Origin of the sequence: Sphingomonas sp. CD22 (genome assembly GCF_034556155.1) — a bacterium.
Lineage (GTDB): Bacteria > Pseudomonadota > Alphaproteobacteria > Sphingomonadales > Sphingomonadaceae > Sphingomonas.
In genome coordinates this window covers 51,371-67,755 of the sequence record NZ_JAYDYX010000006.1, presented here as the reverse complement: position 1 = coordinate 67,755, position 16,385 = coordinate 51,371, and the positions used below count along the sequence as shown (strand labels likewise).

General features: G+C 62.5%; 11 protein-coding genes and 1 pseudogene. 6 read left to right on the top strand and 6 right to left on the bottom strand.

Features of this window, described 5'->3' with window-relative positions; genetic code table 11:
• Positions 1-108: 108 nt before the first annotated feature.
• A complete protein-coding gene (locus SFC76_RS12840) occupies positions 109-1,005 on the top strand; it encodes an ROK family protein (RefSeq protein ID WP_322849827.1) in 897 nt (298 codons plus the stop codon).
• A 35-nt stretch (positions 1,006-1,040) separates the two neighbouring features.
• On the opposite strand, the gene SFC76_RS12835 is transcribed toward SFC76_RS12840, so the two are convergent.
• From SFC76_RS12835 to SFC76_RS12820, 4 genes are read right to left on the bottom strand one after another with little or no spacing between them, the layout of a single operon-like run.
• On the bottom strand, positions 1,041-2,507 hold the full coding sequence (locus SFC76_RS12835; RefSeq protein ID WP_322849826.1) for a carboxylesterase/lipase family protein: 1,467 nt from the start codon (positions 2,505-2,507) through the stop codon (positions 1,041-1,043).
• Positions 2,507-3,253 (bottom strand): SGNH/GDSL hydrolase family protein, encoded by a 747-nt coding sequence (locus SFC76_RS12830; RefSeq protein ID WP_322849825.1) that lies wholly within the window; start codon positions 3,251-3,253, stop codon positions 2,507-2,509. Before SFC76_RS12830 ends, SFC76_RS12835 begins: the two co-directional genes overlap by 1 nt.
• Positions 3,254-3,271: 18 nt before the next feature.
• Positions 3,272-5,209, bottom strand: coding sequence for a glycoside hydrolase family 97 protein (locus tag SFC76_RS12825; RefSeq protein WP_322850043.1), 1,938 nt, complete (start codon positions 5,207-5,209; stop codon positions 3,272-3,274).
• A gap of 5 nt (positions 5,210-5,214) precedes the next feature.
• Positions 5,215-5,775 (bottom strand): hypothetical protein, encoded by a 561-nt coding sequence (locus SFC76_RS12820; RefSeq protein ID WP_322849824.1) that lies wholly within the window; start codon positions 5,773-5,775, stop codon positions 5,215-5,217.
• A gap of 155 nt (positions 5,776-5,930) precedes the next feature.
• On the opposite strand from SFC76_RS12820, the gene SFC76_RS12815 reads away from it, so the two are divergent.
• The 3 genes and pseudogenes from SFC76_RS12815 to SFC76_RS12805 all read left to right on the top strand — a co-directional run bounded on the left by SFC76_RS12815 (position 5,931) and on the right by SFC76_RS12805 (position 10,831).
• On the top strand, positions 5,931-8,396 hold the full coding sequence (locus tag SFC76_RS12815) for a glycoside hydrolase family 3 N-terminal domain-containing protein (RefSeq protein ID WP_416222420.1): 2,466 nt from the start codon (positions 5,931-5,933) through the stop codon (positions 8,394-8,396).
• 421 nt (positions 8,397-8,817) lie between these two features.
• A complete protein-coding gene (locus tag SFC76_RS12810; RefSeq protein WP_322849823.1) occupies positions 8,818-10,038 on the top strand; it encodes a glycoside hydrolase family 27 protein in 1,221 nt (406 codons plus the stop codon).
• Positions 10,039-10,115: 77 nt separating this feature from the next.
• Positions 10,116-10,831: pseudogene (locus SFC76_RS12805) on the top strand (IS6 family transposase).
• A 47-nt stretch (positions 10,832-10,878) separates the two neighbouring features.
• Here the strand turns inward: SFC76_RS12805 and SFC76_RS12800 are convergent.
• Together SFC76_RS12800 and SFC76_RS12795 are read right to left on the bottom strand one after the other, a co-directional pair.
• A complete protein-coding gene (locus SFC76_RS12800; protein ID WP_322849822.1) occupies positions 10,879-11,145 on the bottom strand; it encodes an alpha-L-fucosidase in 267 nt (88 codons plus the stop codon).
• A complete protein-coding gene (locus SFC76_RS12795) occupies positions 11,142-11,777 on the bottom strand; it encodes a GDSL-type esterase/lipase family protein (RefSeq protein WP_322850041.1) in 636 nt (211 codons plus the stop codon). Before SFC76_RS12795 ends, SFC76_RS12800 begins: the two co-directional genes overlap by 4 nt.
• 354 nt (positions 11,778-12,131) lie before the next feature.
• Here SFC76_RS12795 and SFC76_RS12790 point away from each other — a divergent pair, with 354 nt between their 5' ends.
• Together SFC76_RS12790 and SFC76_RS12785 are read left to right on the top strand one after the other, a co-directional pair.
• Positions 12,132-15,044 (top strand): TonB-dependent receptor, encoded by a 2,913-nt coding sequence (locus SFC76_RS12790; protein WP_322849821.1) that lies wholly within the window; start codon positions 12,132-12,134, stop codon positions 15,042-15,044.
• Positions 15,045-15,234: 190 nt separating this feature from the next.
• Positions 15,235-15,987, top strand: coding sequence for an IclR family transcriptional regulator (locus SFC76_RS12785; RefSeq protein ID WP_322849820.1), 753 nt, complete (start codon positions 15,235-15,237; stop codon positions 15,985-15,987).
• Positions 15,988-16,385 lie beyond the last annotated feature (398 nt).

Genomic DNA, 16,385 nt, shown 5'->3' with positions numbered 1-16,385 from the left:
CATGTTTCAATTTGTCTCATTTAATGCCAATGCACCATACCAATATAAGCCAAACCACGGTCGCGCTAGTGACGCGGACGGTAAGGTCGGGATGATGGGAGGGGGAAGATGATCCAGATCGGGATCGATTTCGGCGGCACCAAGATCGAGGCGGCGGCGCTTGCCAGCGACGGGCAGTTCCTTGCGCGCCTGCGGGTGCCCAATCCGGGCAACTATGAGCATGCGATCCGCGATATACGCGACCTGATTGCGCGGGCGGAGTCCAAAGCGGGCGGCGTCGGCACGATCGGCGTGGGCACGCCGGGGTCGACCAATCCGCGCGACGGACGGATGCGCAATGCCAACGCGACCTTCCTCAACGGGCGCACCTTCCACGCCGACCTCGCCGCTGCGCTCGGCCGCGACGTGCGCATGGCCAACGATGCCAATTGCCTGGCATTGTCCGAAGCGGTCGACGGCGCAGCGGCCGGAGCCCGCTCTGCATTCGCGGTGATCGTCGGCACCGGCGTCGGGGGCGGGCTGGTGGTCGATGGTCGTATCGTCGAGGGCGCGAACGGCATGGGTGGCGAATGGGGCCATGTGCCGCTGCCGTGGATGACCGGCGCTGAATATCCCGGCCCAGCCTGCTGGTGCGGGCAGCACGGCTGCCTGGACATGCTCGTCTCCGGCACTGGTTTGCAGAAGGATTTCGCCGCGCGCAGCGGCGAGGCGGTTACCGGGCCTGCGATCGTCGCCGCGGCACGCGCCGGCGCGCGCCACGCCGTGGCGGCGCTCAATGCCTATGTCGACCGACTTGGCCGGGCGATGGCGATGATCGCGAATATCGTCGATCCCGACGTCTTCGTGCTCGGCGGCGGGATGAGCAACGTCGCGGAGATCTACGACGCTTTGCCCGGCGTGATCGACCGCTACAGCTTCGGCGGCCGTTGGGAGGGTCGGATCGTGGCGGCCCGCTGGGGCGATAGTTCGGGCGTTCGCGGCGCGGCGCGGCTGTGGCCGGGATAGGTGGCCCGCGAAATCAGACGGGCGCGGCGGTGGTGTCAGGGCGCGTCGCGCAAGTCGCAGATGTCGCGGCGCAGATTGGCCTTGGCGATTGGACCGCCTTGATCGAACGCCATGTACCGGCGCGCAATCCGGTCGTACGCTGGCCACCGGACTAGGCCGTTGCCGTTCGGCTGTCCCGTCTTGATGAACTGGATCCAATAGGCCTGCAACGGCGGCTGCCCCGGTTTCGGCGGGTTGAAGACGTAACCCAGTTCGCTTGCATGGCTGACGCTGCCCCCGGGCGGGGCATAATCGAACTGATACTGCCAGACGGCGCGGCCATGCGCGGTCAGGGCGTTGGAAACGGCGATCGCGGGACAGCGGAAGGTGACGTCCGCCGCCAGTTGCTCGGTGACGTCGCCTACCCGGGGATCGCGTATCGGTACGCCACCGGGCTGCAGCCCGTAGAGGCGGAGTGCGCGATCCGCGCTGGCACCGAACTCGCGCTGCACCGTCGCGGCCGCCGCGGGCAGACCATTGTGCAGCGTCAGCTCCCGGGCGTTGATCCCGATGACCAGCGGCGCGGCATTGACTTGGCCACGCGCCAATAGACGCGCGGGCGTATCCGTCAGGACTCGGCCATCGACGATCGACTGCAACCAGACGAAGCTGTCGTCGTCGAGGGCCGGCACATCGACCTTGGCGTCGGCGGCCAGCACCGCCGCAACCGGCAGGGTGCGCAACTGCGCCGCGGTGGCGGGCGCCGCCAGCCCGGCGCGGCGGGCGATCTGGACGCCGATTGCCTCGTTCGCCGCGAGGCTGCGCGCGGCGGTTCCGAAGCCGGCGGTTCCGCTTTCCGCGATCGCCTGCCCGAAAAGTCCGCGCGAACCTGGGCTAAGCATGTGCAGCCCGACGTCCATCGCCCCGGCGGATTCGCCAGCGATTGTCACGCGGGCGGGATCGCCGCCGAAGCGGGCGATGTTACGCCGAACCCAGCGCAGCGCTGCCTGTTGATCCATCAGGCCGTAATTGCCGCTATGCCCGCCCTGTTCGCGGCTTAGCGCCGGGTGCGACAGGAAGCCGAGTGCGCCCAGCCGGTATTGCACGCTGACCAGAACGATGCCCTGATCGGTAATTTGCGATTCGATCGTTCCGCCACCTGCGCCGGCGCGGTTGCTACCGCCGTGGATCCAGACGAGCACCGGCAGTGTACCGTGCAGATCAGGCGTGCGAACGTCGACGAACAAGCAGTCTTCGTTGCTCGCCTCCGCAGCGGAGCGGTTCCAGTCACCATAGACGATCTGCGGACAGGCGGCATGCGGCGCCACGGCCGCGCGCCGCTGTGTCCAGTGCTTCGGTCGCTTGGGCGCACGCCAGCGCAGTGCGGCAACCGGCGGCGCGGCGAACGGTATGCCGCGGAAGATCGCGCCGTTTCCCGCCGCCTCGCCGCGGACGGGGCCGTCGTCGGTCCGCACCATCGGACCGGGCGCCGCACCGGCAAGCGCAAGAGCAAGCGCGATCATCAGCGCACGATCGGCCGGGGGGCGGTCTTAGCGATCGCCGTGCGGATAGCCGCTTCGGCAACCGGCGCCATCACCGCATACCCCGCCTCATTGGGATGGACGCCGTCATAGGTCCAGTCCGCCTTCAGCGCTTGGCCGTCGTGCAGCGCGGTCCAGTAATCTGCATAGGTCGCGCCGGTGCGCGCGGCATAATCCTTCATCCAGCGGTTGAGCGCTGTAATCCGGGTCGCGGTATCGAGGCCGGGCCGCCACGCGAAATGGTCCGCCGGCGGAATTGAAGCGAGAATGACCCTGATCCCGTGCGCACGCGCCAGCTCGGCCATCGACATCAAGTTCGCTTCGGTCTGTTCGGGTGTCATCGCGCCGGTGTTTCCCGCGATGTCGTTGGTTCCGCCCATAATCTGTACCACCTGCGGGTGCAGGTCGATCACATCCTGGCGGAAGCGCAGCAGCATTTGCGGCGTAGTCTGGCCGCCGATGCCCCGGCCTAAGCGACCGTTGGCAAAGAATGTCGGCACCTTGTCGTACCAGCCCTGGGTGATCGAATCACCCATGAAGACGACGCTGACCGGGCCGGTCACTTTGGCATTGGCATCCTGATAGCGACGGAGCCAGGCGAAATCCGTGTGCAGCCGGTCTTCGGCTTCGCGTTCCCTTTGCGCGTTCTGCGCGGCGGTCGGTGGCGTTTGCGCGATTGCGGGGACCGCGCCGGCGACGAGCAGGGCGGCGAGAGCGAGCTTCATCATCACGGTGTCTCCAGCGGATCAGCGGACGGGCGCGAGGACGGCGACCGCGCCGCCGGAGGCGGCGAGGGTCAGCGCGAGGCTGTCGGTGGCTCCGACCGTCCGGCTGGCGGTAGCGAGGTCGGTGGGCGTCGCGCCGTCCTGCCACGTCCGGGCGACGTAGCGGCGCTCGCCGAGGAATCCCAGCGGTACGGCGATCGTCTGTGCGGCATCGGTCATCGCGCCAAGATACCAGCTGTCGCCCTTGCGCCGCGCCAGCACAATCGACTGGCCGAGCGTACCAGCGATGAAACGCGTCTCATCCCAGCTCGCCGGCACCTCGGCTAGGAAGTCGAGACCCGGCTGGCCGCGATAGGCATCGGGCGTGTCGGCGATGGACTGAAGCGGGCTCTCGAAGACGACGTATTTCGCGAGTTCGGCGGCGCGTGTCGTTTGGGTCTGCGGACCCGTCGCGGCGATCCGGAACGTCGCCGGTGTCGCATTGCGATACGCACCTGGAGTATAGTCCAGTGGTCCCGCAAGCATCCGCGTATAAGCGAGCGTGATGTTATGGCGCGCGGTGATCCGCGTCGTCCACTTGTTATATTCCGCGCCCAGCACGCCTTCCTGCGTCAGGAAGTTGGGCCATGTCCGCGTCATTCCCCAGGGATGCGTCGCACCGTGCAGGTCGAGCAGCAGATGATGTCGCGCGGTCGCGGCGGCGAGCCGGTGGTAGAAGCCTATCATCTCCTGATCGTCGCGGTTCATGAAATCGACCTTGATCCCCTTCGCACCGAGCCGTTCGACCGAGGCAAGTATCGCCTCCATATTGCGGTCCAGCAATTCCCAGTTCATCCACAGGATGAGACCGACATTACGCTGTCGTCCATAAGTAACGAGACCCGGCAGATCGAGTTTGGCGATCGGTTTCGTCGGATCGGCGCCGGGTAGGACGAGCGGCCCGGTACCACTGTTAACGTACCAACCATCGTCGATCATCATGTACGGCAGTCTGAGCGAGGCCGCGAAGTCGATGAAGGCGCGTTCGGTCGCAGCGTTGGACCCGGCTTGTGGAACGCCGGCGAGCAGCGGGCCGGACCACCAGTCCCAGGCGGTCTTGCCTGGCTTAACCCAAGCAAAGTCGCCCCGCGGCGCTGGGTTGAGGCTGGTCAGCAGCGTGTTCTCGATCAGCTTGCCCGTATTATCGGCGACCATGACGACCCGCCATGGCGACACCACTCCACCGCCCACGTCGAGCTTCACCGCGATGGCGGGATCATCGGGACGTCGGGTGAGCTTCGCTGCGACGCCGAGCGCGCCGGTCTCAGTGCCGGTGAGATACATCGCGGACCAGTTTTCGACCGCCGCCTCGGCGATCGCGATCGTCGGGCCGCCGTTTTCGGCGTCGCAAACGAGCGGCAGTTCGTAGAGGTTGTGCGGCCGGATCGCGGCAGCTTGGACGGGATCGTATTCGCCTTCGTGGCTCGTACCGAAGCTGCCGAGATTGAGGCCGGTGCAGGCATAGTCACCAGCGAAGGCAAATTGGGTCAGTTCGTTGGCGATCCGCAGCGTCGTCAGGTCACTTTGCTGCGGGATGGCATAGCGAAAGGCGATGCCGGTGTCGTAGGCGCGGATGATCAGGTCGAGACGGCGGTGCTTGCCCTCCGCTTCGGCCATGTGGACGACGATCTGGTTGTAGCGGTCGGCGACCGCGGCCACCTTGCCCGCAGGTAGCGTATAGCGGTCTTCACCGCGTGTCGTCTCGACGGCCGTGGTGCGAAGGCCGTTCGACAGTTTGGCGTACTGTTCAAATTCGAGCCCGAGCGGCGATGGGGCAACGACGGTGCGGCTCGCAACGTTGAGCGTATAGCTCGGCTGGCCGTCGTTGCTCGTAGCCAGCGTGACCGCCAGTCGCCCATCTGGCGAGGCGATGGTCTGCGCCGCGACGGGCGTGGCGATCAGCGCGGCAGCGAGAAGCATCGTCTTCAACGTTCTTTCTCCATCGTTGGGGTGACGTTCCAGTCACCTAGGGTCATGCGGGTCGCCTTCGCCCTGGTCGTAGGATGGCGCACGGTGACCTTCCGTGTCTCTCCCAGGAACAGCGACACGTGTTTGTCGCCAAAGCGGGCGGGCTGCACTTGGCAGCCGTCGCCGTTCATGATCGTCAGCTTGGTTTGGATCGCCGGCGTCGCGGTTCGGTTGGGAAGCGTCACGCGTAATACGGTTTCTTCACCGATCACGGTGCCGGCCACGGCGGTTGCTAGCGTTATCGGCGCCAGCGTGGTCAGACCGTGATCGGCCGGATCCTTGGCTCCATGCGAATGGAGATTATTCGAAAGCGCGTTGCCCGTCGCCTCGGTCGCCGTCAGGCTGACGAGCACGAGGCCGTTCGCGATCAACGCGGACGTAGGCTTACGGTTGGCTTCGCCCCCGGTAGGAAGATCGGCATCGATTGAATTGTAGGTCTGCGCACTGGCATCGCCTGTGAGCGACATCGTTGCCAGCACCCATTCGGATCCTGCTGCGCCAGAGCGTACCGCCATCATCGTCCTCCCTGAGCGGCATCCTGTCGGACGCCATTATTGCGCCGACAGGAAGCACACCATGTTGAAAAAGCCAAATTGAAATATGTATTGTTGACAACCGGGTGGCGACACTGCTTGGCTGCATCATCGCCACGAAGATGGCTCCCGGGGAGAGGATGATGGTTTTGAGGTTCGGTACGGCTTGCGCAGCACTCGCGCTGATGTCGGGCGCGTCGCCCGCGGTTGCGCAGCAGCAGGCGGCAAGCGCCGCCGCCGCCACCGCGCATCCCGAGCAATGGCCGCTGCTGCCGATGCAATTGAAGCGCGACGCCAAGGTCGAGGCGCGCGTCGCCGCGATCCTCGCCAAGATGAGCATCGAGGACAAGGTCGGCCAGCTCATCCAGGTCGACATCGCCAGCATCACGCCCGGGGATCTCGAGACGTACAAGCTCGGCTCGATCCTCAACGGCGGCAATTCCGCGCCCAACGGCGACGAATTCGCGCCCGCGCCGGAATGGCTCAAGCTGTTCGACGCCTTCTACGACGCCTCGGTCAAGCGCACGGACGGCCGCCCGGTGGTGCCGGTGATCTGGGGCACCGACGCGGTGCACGGCGCCAACAATATCGTCGGCGCGACGCTGTTCCCGCATAACATCGGCCTCGGCGCGATGCGCGATCCCGCGCTCATCAAGAAGATCGGCGCGGTCACCGCCGCCGAGACCGCCGCGACCGGCATCGACTGGAGCTTCGCGCCGACCGTCGCGGTGGTGCAGGACGACCGCTGGGGCCGCACCTACGAAAGCTATTCCGAAGACCCGGCGATCGTCGCTTCCTATGCCGGCCAGATGGTCGAGGGCATCCAGGGCACGATCGGGCAGGACTTCATGAAGCCCGGCCATGTCATCGCCTCGGTCAAGCATTTCCTCGGCGACGGCGGCACCGGCGGCCACGACCAGGGCGATACGCGCGTGTCGGAGACGGTGCTGCGCGAGGTACATGGCGCGGGCTATATGACCGCGCTGCCCGCCGGCGCGCTGACCGTGATGCCCAGCTTCTCGAGCTGGAACGGCGAGAAGATGACGGGCAACAAGAGCCTGCTCACCGGCGTGCTCAAGGACCGCTGGGGCTTCCAGGGGTTCACCATCGGCGATTGGAACGCGCACGGCCAGGTGACCGGCTGTACCAACGAGGATTGCGCGCCCGCGATCAACGCCGGGCTCGACATGTTCATGTATTCCGGCCCGAAGTGGAAGGAACTCTACGCCAATACGCTGCGCGAGGCGAAGGCCGGCACGATCCCCGCCGCGCGGCTCGACGATGCGGTGCGCCGCATCCTGCGCGTCAAGGTGATCGCCGGCACGTTCGACAACGGCCGGCCCTCGGCGCGGCCGATGTCGGGCAAGTTCGCGCTACTCGGCGCGCCGGAGCATCGCGCGATCGCGCGGCAGGCGGTGCGTGAATCGCTCGTGCTGCTCAAGAACAACGGCGGCGTGCTGCCGGTGAAGCCGGGCGCCAACATCCTGGTCGCCGGGCGCGGTGCCGACAATATCGGCCAGCAGGCCGGCGGCTGGTCGATCACCTGGCAGGGCACCGACGTCGCCAACAAGGATTTCCCCAACGGCCAGTCGATCTGGTCGGGGATCGATGCGGCGACGCGTGCCGCCGGCGGCAAGGCGACGCTGGCGGTCGACGGTGCCTTCACCGCCAAGCCCGACGTCGCGATCGTCGTGTTCGGCGAGACGCCTTATGCCGAATTCACCGGCGACCGGCCGAGCCTCGAATACAGCCCCGACGACAAGAGCGACCTCGCTTTGCTCAAGACGCTGAAGGCGGCGGGGGTGCCGACCGTCGCGGTCTTCCTCTCGGGCCGGCCGATGTGGGTCAATCCCGAGCTGAACGCCGCCGATGCCTTCGTCGCGGCGTTCCTGCCGGGGACCGAGGGCGGCGGCGTCGCCGACGTGCTGGTCGCGGGCAAGAGCGGCCGTCCGGTCGCCGACTTCCACGGCAAGTTGAGCTTCAGCTGGCCCAAGCGGATCGACCAGAATGTGCTCAACCGCACCGATCCGGGCTATGATCCGCTGTTCCCGATCGGCTTCGGCCTGACCTATTCCGACAAGGCGACACTCGCCCGGCTCGACGAGACCAAGCCGAAGATCGCGGCGGGCGACCAGAATGCGTTGTTCGTCCGCGGCCGCGTCGCCGGGGGCGCGCGAATCGGCACGACCGGCGCGGCGGTGCAGACCCGCACCGACCGCAGCGGGCAGGAGGACAGCCTGCGCCTCGCCTACAAGGGCGCCGGCAGCGTCGGAATCGAACAGGCGATGCCGATCGACCTGACGCGCGAATCCAACGGCGATCTCAGCCTGATCGTCGATTACCGCGTCACCGCCAAGCCGACCGGGACGGTCAGCGTCGGCATCGCGGATACGGGTAAGTCCGCGATGGTCCCATTGACGAACCGGCTGGCGGTGGGTGATTGGGCGACCGTGGCGGTGCCGCTGCGGTGCTTCGCCAATCAGGGGATCGCGATGAACAAGGTGACCAAGCCGTTCGAACTGGCGAGCAGCGGTGCGCTCGGCATCGACGTGTCGAGCATCCGCATCGGCAGCGCCACCACCCCGATCGCCTGCGGTGCCAAGTGAGCGTGCCCCGACGGGCTTAGATCATTTTCTTAATTAACCACTGTCTTGCAATCAAAAATCTACTTTGCACTTCAAGCTGGTAATTGAGGTCGAGGATGATTTATGCGGTGCAAAACCAAGATAATCCAGTGATTTAGGAAATCGGGCGACGTTGTAATATTTGAGATAGTCCATATTCCCACTTCTGTAAGGAATATTGTGTCGCTAGTCTACTCGCGCTTGTCACTGGGCGGCCTCAGTCATGGTAGAACTCGATCCGCTCTTGGGTTCGGTCGCATGTGACAGCCTGCGCCGCCAGATAGCTGGCCTGAAAGGCTCTTTACGAGCGAAGCAGCTCTGGCCACCGAATGAGAACTATGTTGCTCGCCATTGTATCGCATGAACGACCTCCACACCTAGAGAGAAGACCTCGATGAGACGAATGACGCAGCTCCTGTCTGCAGCCGTGCTGTTCCTTCATGCTGTCACACCAGCGCTGGCGCAGGAGGTGCTCGACACGGACCCAAACACACTCGCGCCTTCCAAGGATCCGAAGCGGGTGGCTAATGGGCTTGCCCCCACCCCGCCGATGGGATGGAACAGCTGGAACAAGTTCGCCTGCGATGTTAACGAAAACGTGATCAGGGACACCGCAGACGCAATCGCCTCGAATGGCATGAAGGCGGCGGGGTACCAATACGTTGTGATTGACGACTGCTGGCATGGCACCCGCAACGTCGATGGGTTCATAACCGAGGATCGGCAGCGTTTCCCAAGCGGCCTTAAAGCGCTTGCGGACTACATTCACAGCAAGGGGCTGAAGTTCGGCATCTACTCGGACGCCGGCACGAAGACCTGCGGCGGTCGACCGGGTAGTCAGGGCCACGAGTATCAGGATGCTGTGCAGTATGCTCGTTGGGGCGTCGACTATCTCAAATACGACTGGTGCTCGAGCGGGGTACGAAACGCCGAGGAGGCTTATGCGACGATGGCGGACGCGCTCAAGGCTACCGGGCGCCCGATCGTCTTCTCGCTGTGCGAATGGGGCAACTCCAAGCCGTGGCTCTGGGGCGCGAAGATCGGCAACCTGTGGAGGACCACCGGCGACATCACAGACAAGTGGCAGGGCAAGCACAAATATAGCTGGGGCGTGGCGTCAATTGTCGACATGAACGAGCCGCTATGGCCCTTCGCAGGACCCGGTCACTGGAACGACCCGGATATGCTCGAGGTTGGCAATGGCGGGCTTAGCGATGTCGAGTATCGCTCACATTTCTCGCTCTGGGCGATTATGGCCGCTCCCTTGATCGCGGGCAACGACGTTGCGAACATGTCGCCCGCAACTCGCGACATCCTGCTCAACCGAGACGTTATCGCGGTCAACCAAGACACGCTCGGCCAACAGGGTCACAGGGCGATCCGCGATGGCGACAAAGAGGTTTGGGTCAAGCAAATGGCTGACGGTGGACGCACCCTCCTTCTTTGGAACCGTGGGGAATCACCGGTGCGCATGACGGCAAGCTGGACCGATCTTGGCCTTCCCGCTTCGCTTCGACTGCGCGGTCGAGACGTCTGGACGCACAAGGACCTAGGGCGCCTCGCTGGGCGATACGAGGCGGAAGTCGCTCCGCATGGCGTCGTAATGGTGAGACTAAGCTCATAAGGATGAAGAGTATTGTCAGACCGGCCCCGTCAAACGAAATGCACTCGCTGGTAATCGAAAGCGGGTAGGGCGGCGGTATGCCCCGCCCGCGCACGCCCGCCAGCCCGTTTCGCTACTTCAACTCGTCACCTGAGGTGATCCGGTTGGTGGTGCTGATGTACGTGCGCTTTCCGCTTTCGTGCGGATCGTAGAGGACCTGCTGTTCGAGCGGGGGATCGACATCTGCCACGAGTCCGTGCGCCTCTGGTGGAACAGGTTTGGACCAATCTTCGCCAGCGATATCCGCCAACAGCGGGTGAGCCGGATGCGTGGCTTTCGCCACTGGCGTTGGCATCTGGACGAGATGTACGTGAAGCTGAATGGTGAGATGGTCTACCTGTGGCGGGCGGTCGATCATGAAGGTGAGGTGCTGGAAAGCTACGTCACCAAGTTCCGTGACAAGGCGGCAGCGCTGACCTTCATGAGGAAGGCGCTCAAGCATCATGGTTCGCCAGATAAGATCACCACCGACGGTCTGCGCAGCTACGGCGCTGCGATGAACGAGCTTGGCTGCCGTGATCGTCAGGAGGTGGGTCGCTGGGCCAACAACCGGGCCGAAAACAGCCACCTGGCGTTCCGACGACGAGAGCGGGCGATGCTGAGGTTCCGGCAGATGAAGACGCTGCAAAAGTTTGCCTCAGTGCATGCCAACGTCCACAACCACTTCAGCTTGGAACGACACCTCATCGACAGACAGACCTATCGAGAGCGACGCTCCGCCGCGCTGGCGGAGTGGCAGGCGCTTGTCAGCTAAACCTCGCTCTCAAAAGACCATCCTCAACCTGCCGAGACGCGTCCGCATTAAACTGACAGCTCCGCTGGCACAGATGGCGCGCACCAGTGTGCCCAAATTCCGAATTTGGCGTCTCGAAACCAGTCTGGTGCTGTGTAGCCGGACGTAAGGGATGACCAATCGCCGGTAAAGCTACGCGGTGCAGGTACGCTCACCGGTCGCAATGCTGATCGCGGCGATGATGTTGCACGAGTTTGAGGAACCGCGCCTGCGGCATGGCCGATACCCAGCGCAGCGCTTCCCGCGAGTAGGGTGCGGCGATCGATAGACGTCATCGTGTCTTCCTCAGTGCCTTTGCGATGGCGGCAGCGGCAATCGGCGCCATGCGCGCATAGCCGTTGTCCAGCGGGTGGACGCCATCGTTCGTGTAGCGTGCATCCATCAGGCCGCGCCGATCCACCAGCGCTTCATGATAGTCGGCAAAAGCATAGCCACGCTGCACGCAAAATGCCTTCAGCCATGCATTGAGCGCGCGCAGCTCGGCTGGGTTGCGCTCCTTGACCACGTCGCGCGCGGCGTTGGTGTAATCGTTAATCGGAAGCAGGGCACCGAAGACGATTGAAATACGATGGCGATCGGCAAGATCTGCCATCGCTTCCCAGTTTGCCTCGATTTGATCCGGCCGTTCCTGCTGTAGGAAGCCTTGCACGTCGTTGATCCCAGCGAGGATGACCACCACGGTAGGTTGCAGCGCAATGACATCCTGATGGAAGCGTAACAGCATCTGCGACGTTACTTGGCTGCCGATACCGCGGTTGACGTAAGCCTTTCCTGGAAAGCTTGACGCCAGGTTCCACCGATCTGTGATCGAATCACCGATAAACACGACACGCTGCTCGCTCACATGCGGCGGTGGAAGAGCGGCGTTGGCATCACGGTAGATGTAGCGCTCGCCAAAGTCCTGCATCAGCACTGGCACCAACTTGGCGCGAAACGGACCAAGCCATGGTCCCCAATCCCGTTCCACCGTGGTGCGCCGCTCCGGCGAGCTTTAATACGTTTTTTCCGTAGCTGATGCGGGCAGCGCTGCAAGCAGGAGCAGGCCAATCGAGGCGGCTGCAGCGTCCCTCATGCTCGTGACCTTCATCGACATACCAGCACGCGCTCCCTCCTGATGTTCGCCAACTATGCGGCCATTCGAGCCCCCCCCCCATGGCATATGCACCGGTAAAAGCATTTTTCATATTTCATATTGTCGTACATAAGTCTATGAGATCTCACAGCATCCCGTTCAGGGGTCGGCGATCAGGAGAGGAATGTGATGAAGAAATTGGCCGCTGCACGCAGAGTGCGCACCCTTCAGCTAGCTACCGGAGTGTCAGCTGCTGCTGTGCTGATCGGCATGGCCACGCCAGTGTTTGCCCAGACCGCTCCTGCACCGCTCCCTACGCCCGCCACTCAACCGGCAGACGCTGCGAGCCAGAGTGCCACCGTTCCGCCCAGCGGTGATCAGGGTGTCGCTGACCAACAGGCTGGCAGCGGCGTGCCGGACGGCGACATCGTCGTGACCGGCGTCCGCGCAAGCCTGTCGAGTGCCCAGAGCATCAAGCGTAACGCCGACCAGATCGTTGACTCAATCGTTGCCGAAGACATCGGCAAGCTGCCTGACCGCAACGTGGCCGAAGCGTTGCAGCGCATCACGGGCGTGCAGATCCAGCGCAGCTACGGCGAGGGCAGCTCCGTGGCCATCCGCGGCCTCAGCCAGGTCCGCACTGAGATCAACGGCCGGGACATTTTCACCGCAAGCGGCGGCCGATCGCTCAGCCTTGAGGATGTTCCTTCCGAGCTTCTTGCAGGTGTCGACGTCTACAAGAACCCCTCGGCGGAATTGATTGAAGGTGGCATCGGCGGCCTCATCAACCTTCGCACCCGCAAGCCGTTCGATTTCGACGGCTTCAAGCTCTCCGCGTCGGGTGGAGTGAATTATTACGATCTGTACGGCGCCAGCAAACCGCAAGCCAACTTGCTGGTCTCTGATCGCTGGAACACCGGCATCGGCGAGATCGGCGTGCTGGTTGATGTTGCGTTTCAGCAGACGGCCTTCCGTCAGGATCAAATCTCTAGCCAGCCGTTCTACTTGCTGAACGAAGCACGTAACGCGGACGGCACGTTCGTGAACCCCGTCGATGCAGCGACAGCCGCGGGCCTGGGCCGGACGGGCAAGCCGACGTATCTATCGCACGGCGTCGGCATCGGCGAATATCTCGGCGACCGGCGTCGCCTCGGTATCGACGTCGCGCTGCAATGGAAGCCCACCGACACGCTGCAGTTTACGGGCGAATATATCCGTTCGGACTACAAATTCCGTTATGCCGACTACAGTTACTTTGCTTATACCGGCGACAATCCAATCACTCCGGATTTTACCAAACCGTTCACATACGACGAAGATGGTAACTTCCGCAGCGGAACGTTCGTCAACGTTCCGACAAACGCCAATACTAGTCTGGAAACGCGTCATTCCGTGACCAGCGACTATTCGCTGAACGCGAAATGGACGCCATCTGATCGCCTCACGATCAACGGCGACTTCCAGTATATCCGCGGAACGACTGACGGACAGCGATCAATCGTCATCCTCGGCTCGACTGCGGAAAGCTTGTTCTTGGCGACCGGTAATGGCGTCCCGACAATGCTAATTTCGCCCGACGCAAACGCTGCGAACGGCAACGGTTTGACCACCGACCCCGCCAATTACGCGTCGGGTGCGGGCTATCTGGACCATATCGAGCACTCGGTGGGCACGGAGTACGCTGGACGTCTCGACGCGAAGTACACCTTCGACGGTTTCCTGAAGTCGATCGCAGTCGGCCTTCGCTATACCGATCGGTCGGCAGTGACCGATAGCAGCACCTATGCCTACTACGGTCTGATCCGCCCGCTGGCGTCATCCTTGTACGAACTGCGTCCCTTCCGCGGGGAAGTGTACCGCGGCTACCAGGGTGTGCCGGAGGGCGCGATCTTCTTCGATCGCAATATCGTCCTCGATTACGACGCCACGCGAGCTGCGTTGGCCCCCTATGTCGACCCGTCGCAAACTCAAGCCCTTCTCAACGGTGTTGGCTATCAGCCGAGCGACCGCAATACGCAGAGTGAAAAGACGTACACGGCCTATGGCGTGGCACGATTTGGCACGAGCGACTTTGCCGTGCCGTTCGACGGCAACATCGGCTTGCGCGTCGTGAAGACGAAGGTCGGGACCTCGGGTTTCGAAAGCCGTGCACCTCAGGTGCAGACCGGCGTGGACACGACGACCGGGCTGCCTATCTTCGGCAATGGTCCGGTGTCGTTCGTGCCGATCTCGGTTGATTCAGATTATACTAAGTTTTTGCCAAGCGTTAACCTCACCTTCCACCTCACCGAGAAGCTACAACTTCGCCTCGCCGGATCGAAAGCGCTCACCCGTCCTGATTTCACCCAGCTCAATCCAAACGTCTCCATCAACGAGTTTGTCGCTACCGGCGGCCAGCGCGTAGCGACGTCAGGTAATGCAAATTTGAAGCCCCTGACGGCAACCCAGTTTGATGCCTCACTGGAGTACTACTTCTCGCGGACCGGATCTTTGTACGCTGCCGGGTTCTACAAGAAGGTCGATGGTTTCATTGCCAATATAACGGGACCGGAAAACTACAGTTTTGGTAACAACACGTATACGTATCAGGTTACGCGGCCGGTCAATGGCGACAACGGTAAGATCAAGGGCTTCGAGGTCGGCGCCAACACCTTCTTCGACTTCTTGCCGGGGTGGCTCTCGGGTTTTGGAACGCAAGCTAACTTTACCTTCGTAGACAGCAAGGCGCCTAGCCCGGGCGCAACTGATACGTCTGGAAATCGCCTGCTGGTCCCACTCGAACAACTGTCGAAGTACAGCTATAATGTCATTGGCTTCTACGATCGTGGGCCTTTGTCGGCACGCGCCGCTTACAATTGGCGTAGCAAGTACGTGGTGACGACGGCGGGGAACGGGAGCGGCAATCTGCCGATCTTCAACGCGGCGCGGGGACAGCTCGATGCCTCGATAACTTACACCATAGCGCCCCATTTCGCGCTGACAGTGGACGGCACGAACCTGACCAACACCGAGAACCGTACGTACTATGGCATTGCCAGCCGTCCTCAATCCTATGTACTCAATGATCGGCGCATCAGCGTGATCGCACGCCTGACTTATTGACCGACCTATATCTCCGGGTCGGGCTTCGAAGTCCGACCCGGCTTTCTTAAGCCTTTGCGGTGGTGTTCACGATCGCTGCGTACAACGGAGATGCTGTGCTAATAAAGACCGTGTTCCTGAGAGCAGCGTCGTGAGCAATTTGTCGACCGTCTGCATTTTGTCCGCATAGTTGAAATACGCGGGAAAATCTATGATCAAGCAATCCCGCTACAAAGCGCCGGCGCTGACCAAAGGTCTTGAGGTCTTGGAGTATCTGGCGCAAGCCGGTGAGGAGCTTAATGCTGGTGAGATATCGACGGGGTTGGGGCGATCGGTTGGCGAGATCTACCGAGTGCTTCAGGTCCTCGGGGAGCTTGGTTACATATCGCGAACCGAGAGCGGCTTTAGCTTGACCAACCGTCTCCTCTCGTTGAGCATGGGACGGCCTGCGATCCGCGACCTCTTAACAGCTGCCGTCCCAATAATGCATGATCTTGCACGCAAGTCCGGGCAGAGTGGTCATTTGGGGGTTCATTCTAGCGCAGAGATGGTCGTCATTACCGGCGTGGAAGCGCCAGGATTTATTGGCTTTGCTGTGCGCGCGGGTTATCGACGGCCGCTTCATCGCTCCGCGTCAGGTCGGGTCTTACTTGCATTCCAATCCGCGGAGGCGCGGCGGGCGATGATTGACGAGATCCGTGAAGCAGGGGAGCCTATCGATGAGCATGCCCTGGCGATTGAGCTCGACACGATTGCTAGAGATGGCGGATGTGTGGCTCCTAGCCCAGTCCTAACCGGCATCACCGATATCTCGGCGCCGGTCAGTATAGCAGGACAAGCGCGCGCGGCGCTTACAGTCCCATTCGTCCATGGGCGTGGCGCGCCCGTGGATTTAGCCTCTGCGCGGGCAACAGTATGGTCAGCAGCTATGAGCATTGCCAATCAGCTTGTCCCACCAGCCTAGGCGGGACCAGACCGTTGGTCGTGGTTTCCCGTTGCGAAGTGTACAAGCGTCCAAAGGTGAGTAGAAGCGAAATGTCGCTTCTGGAGAAGAGCCGCCAACTCGGTACTGTCAAACCTATGGGGCAGCTACAAACCAGCGTGGTTGGCGTCGTATTTCCAAGGTTCATAAGCTCCTTATGTTCTTTATAGTACGCTACTTCGTTCTTGCTAAATTGAATCGGAATGACGCCTCTTGTCACCTTCGAATATGAAAACGAACCAATTTCGGGTTAGTTTGACAGCACCCTATTCGGACTTCCTTGGCGGGAAGGGCAGTAGCCGGATCGAGCAGTCCCTTCAGTGCCAGCGAAGTGTCAGATCTATTTGTGGGGCTCCGTCAAACCAACGTGGCAGGCGGGG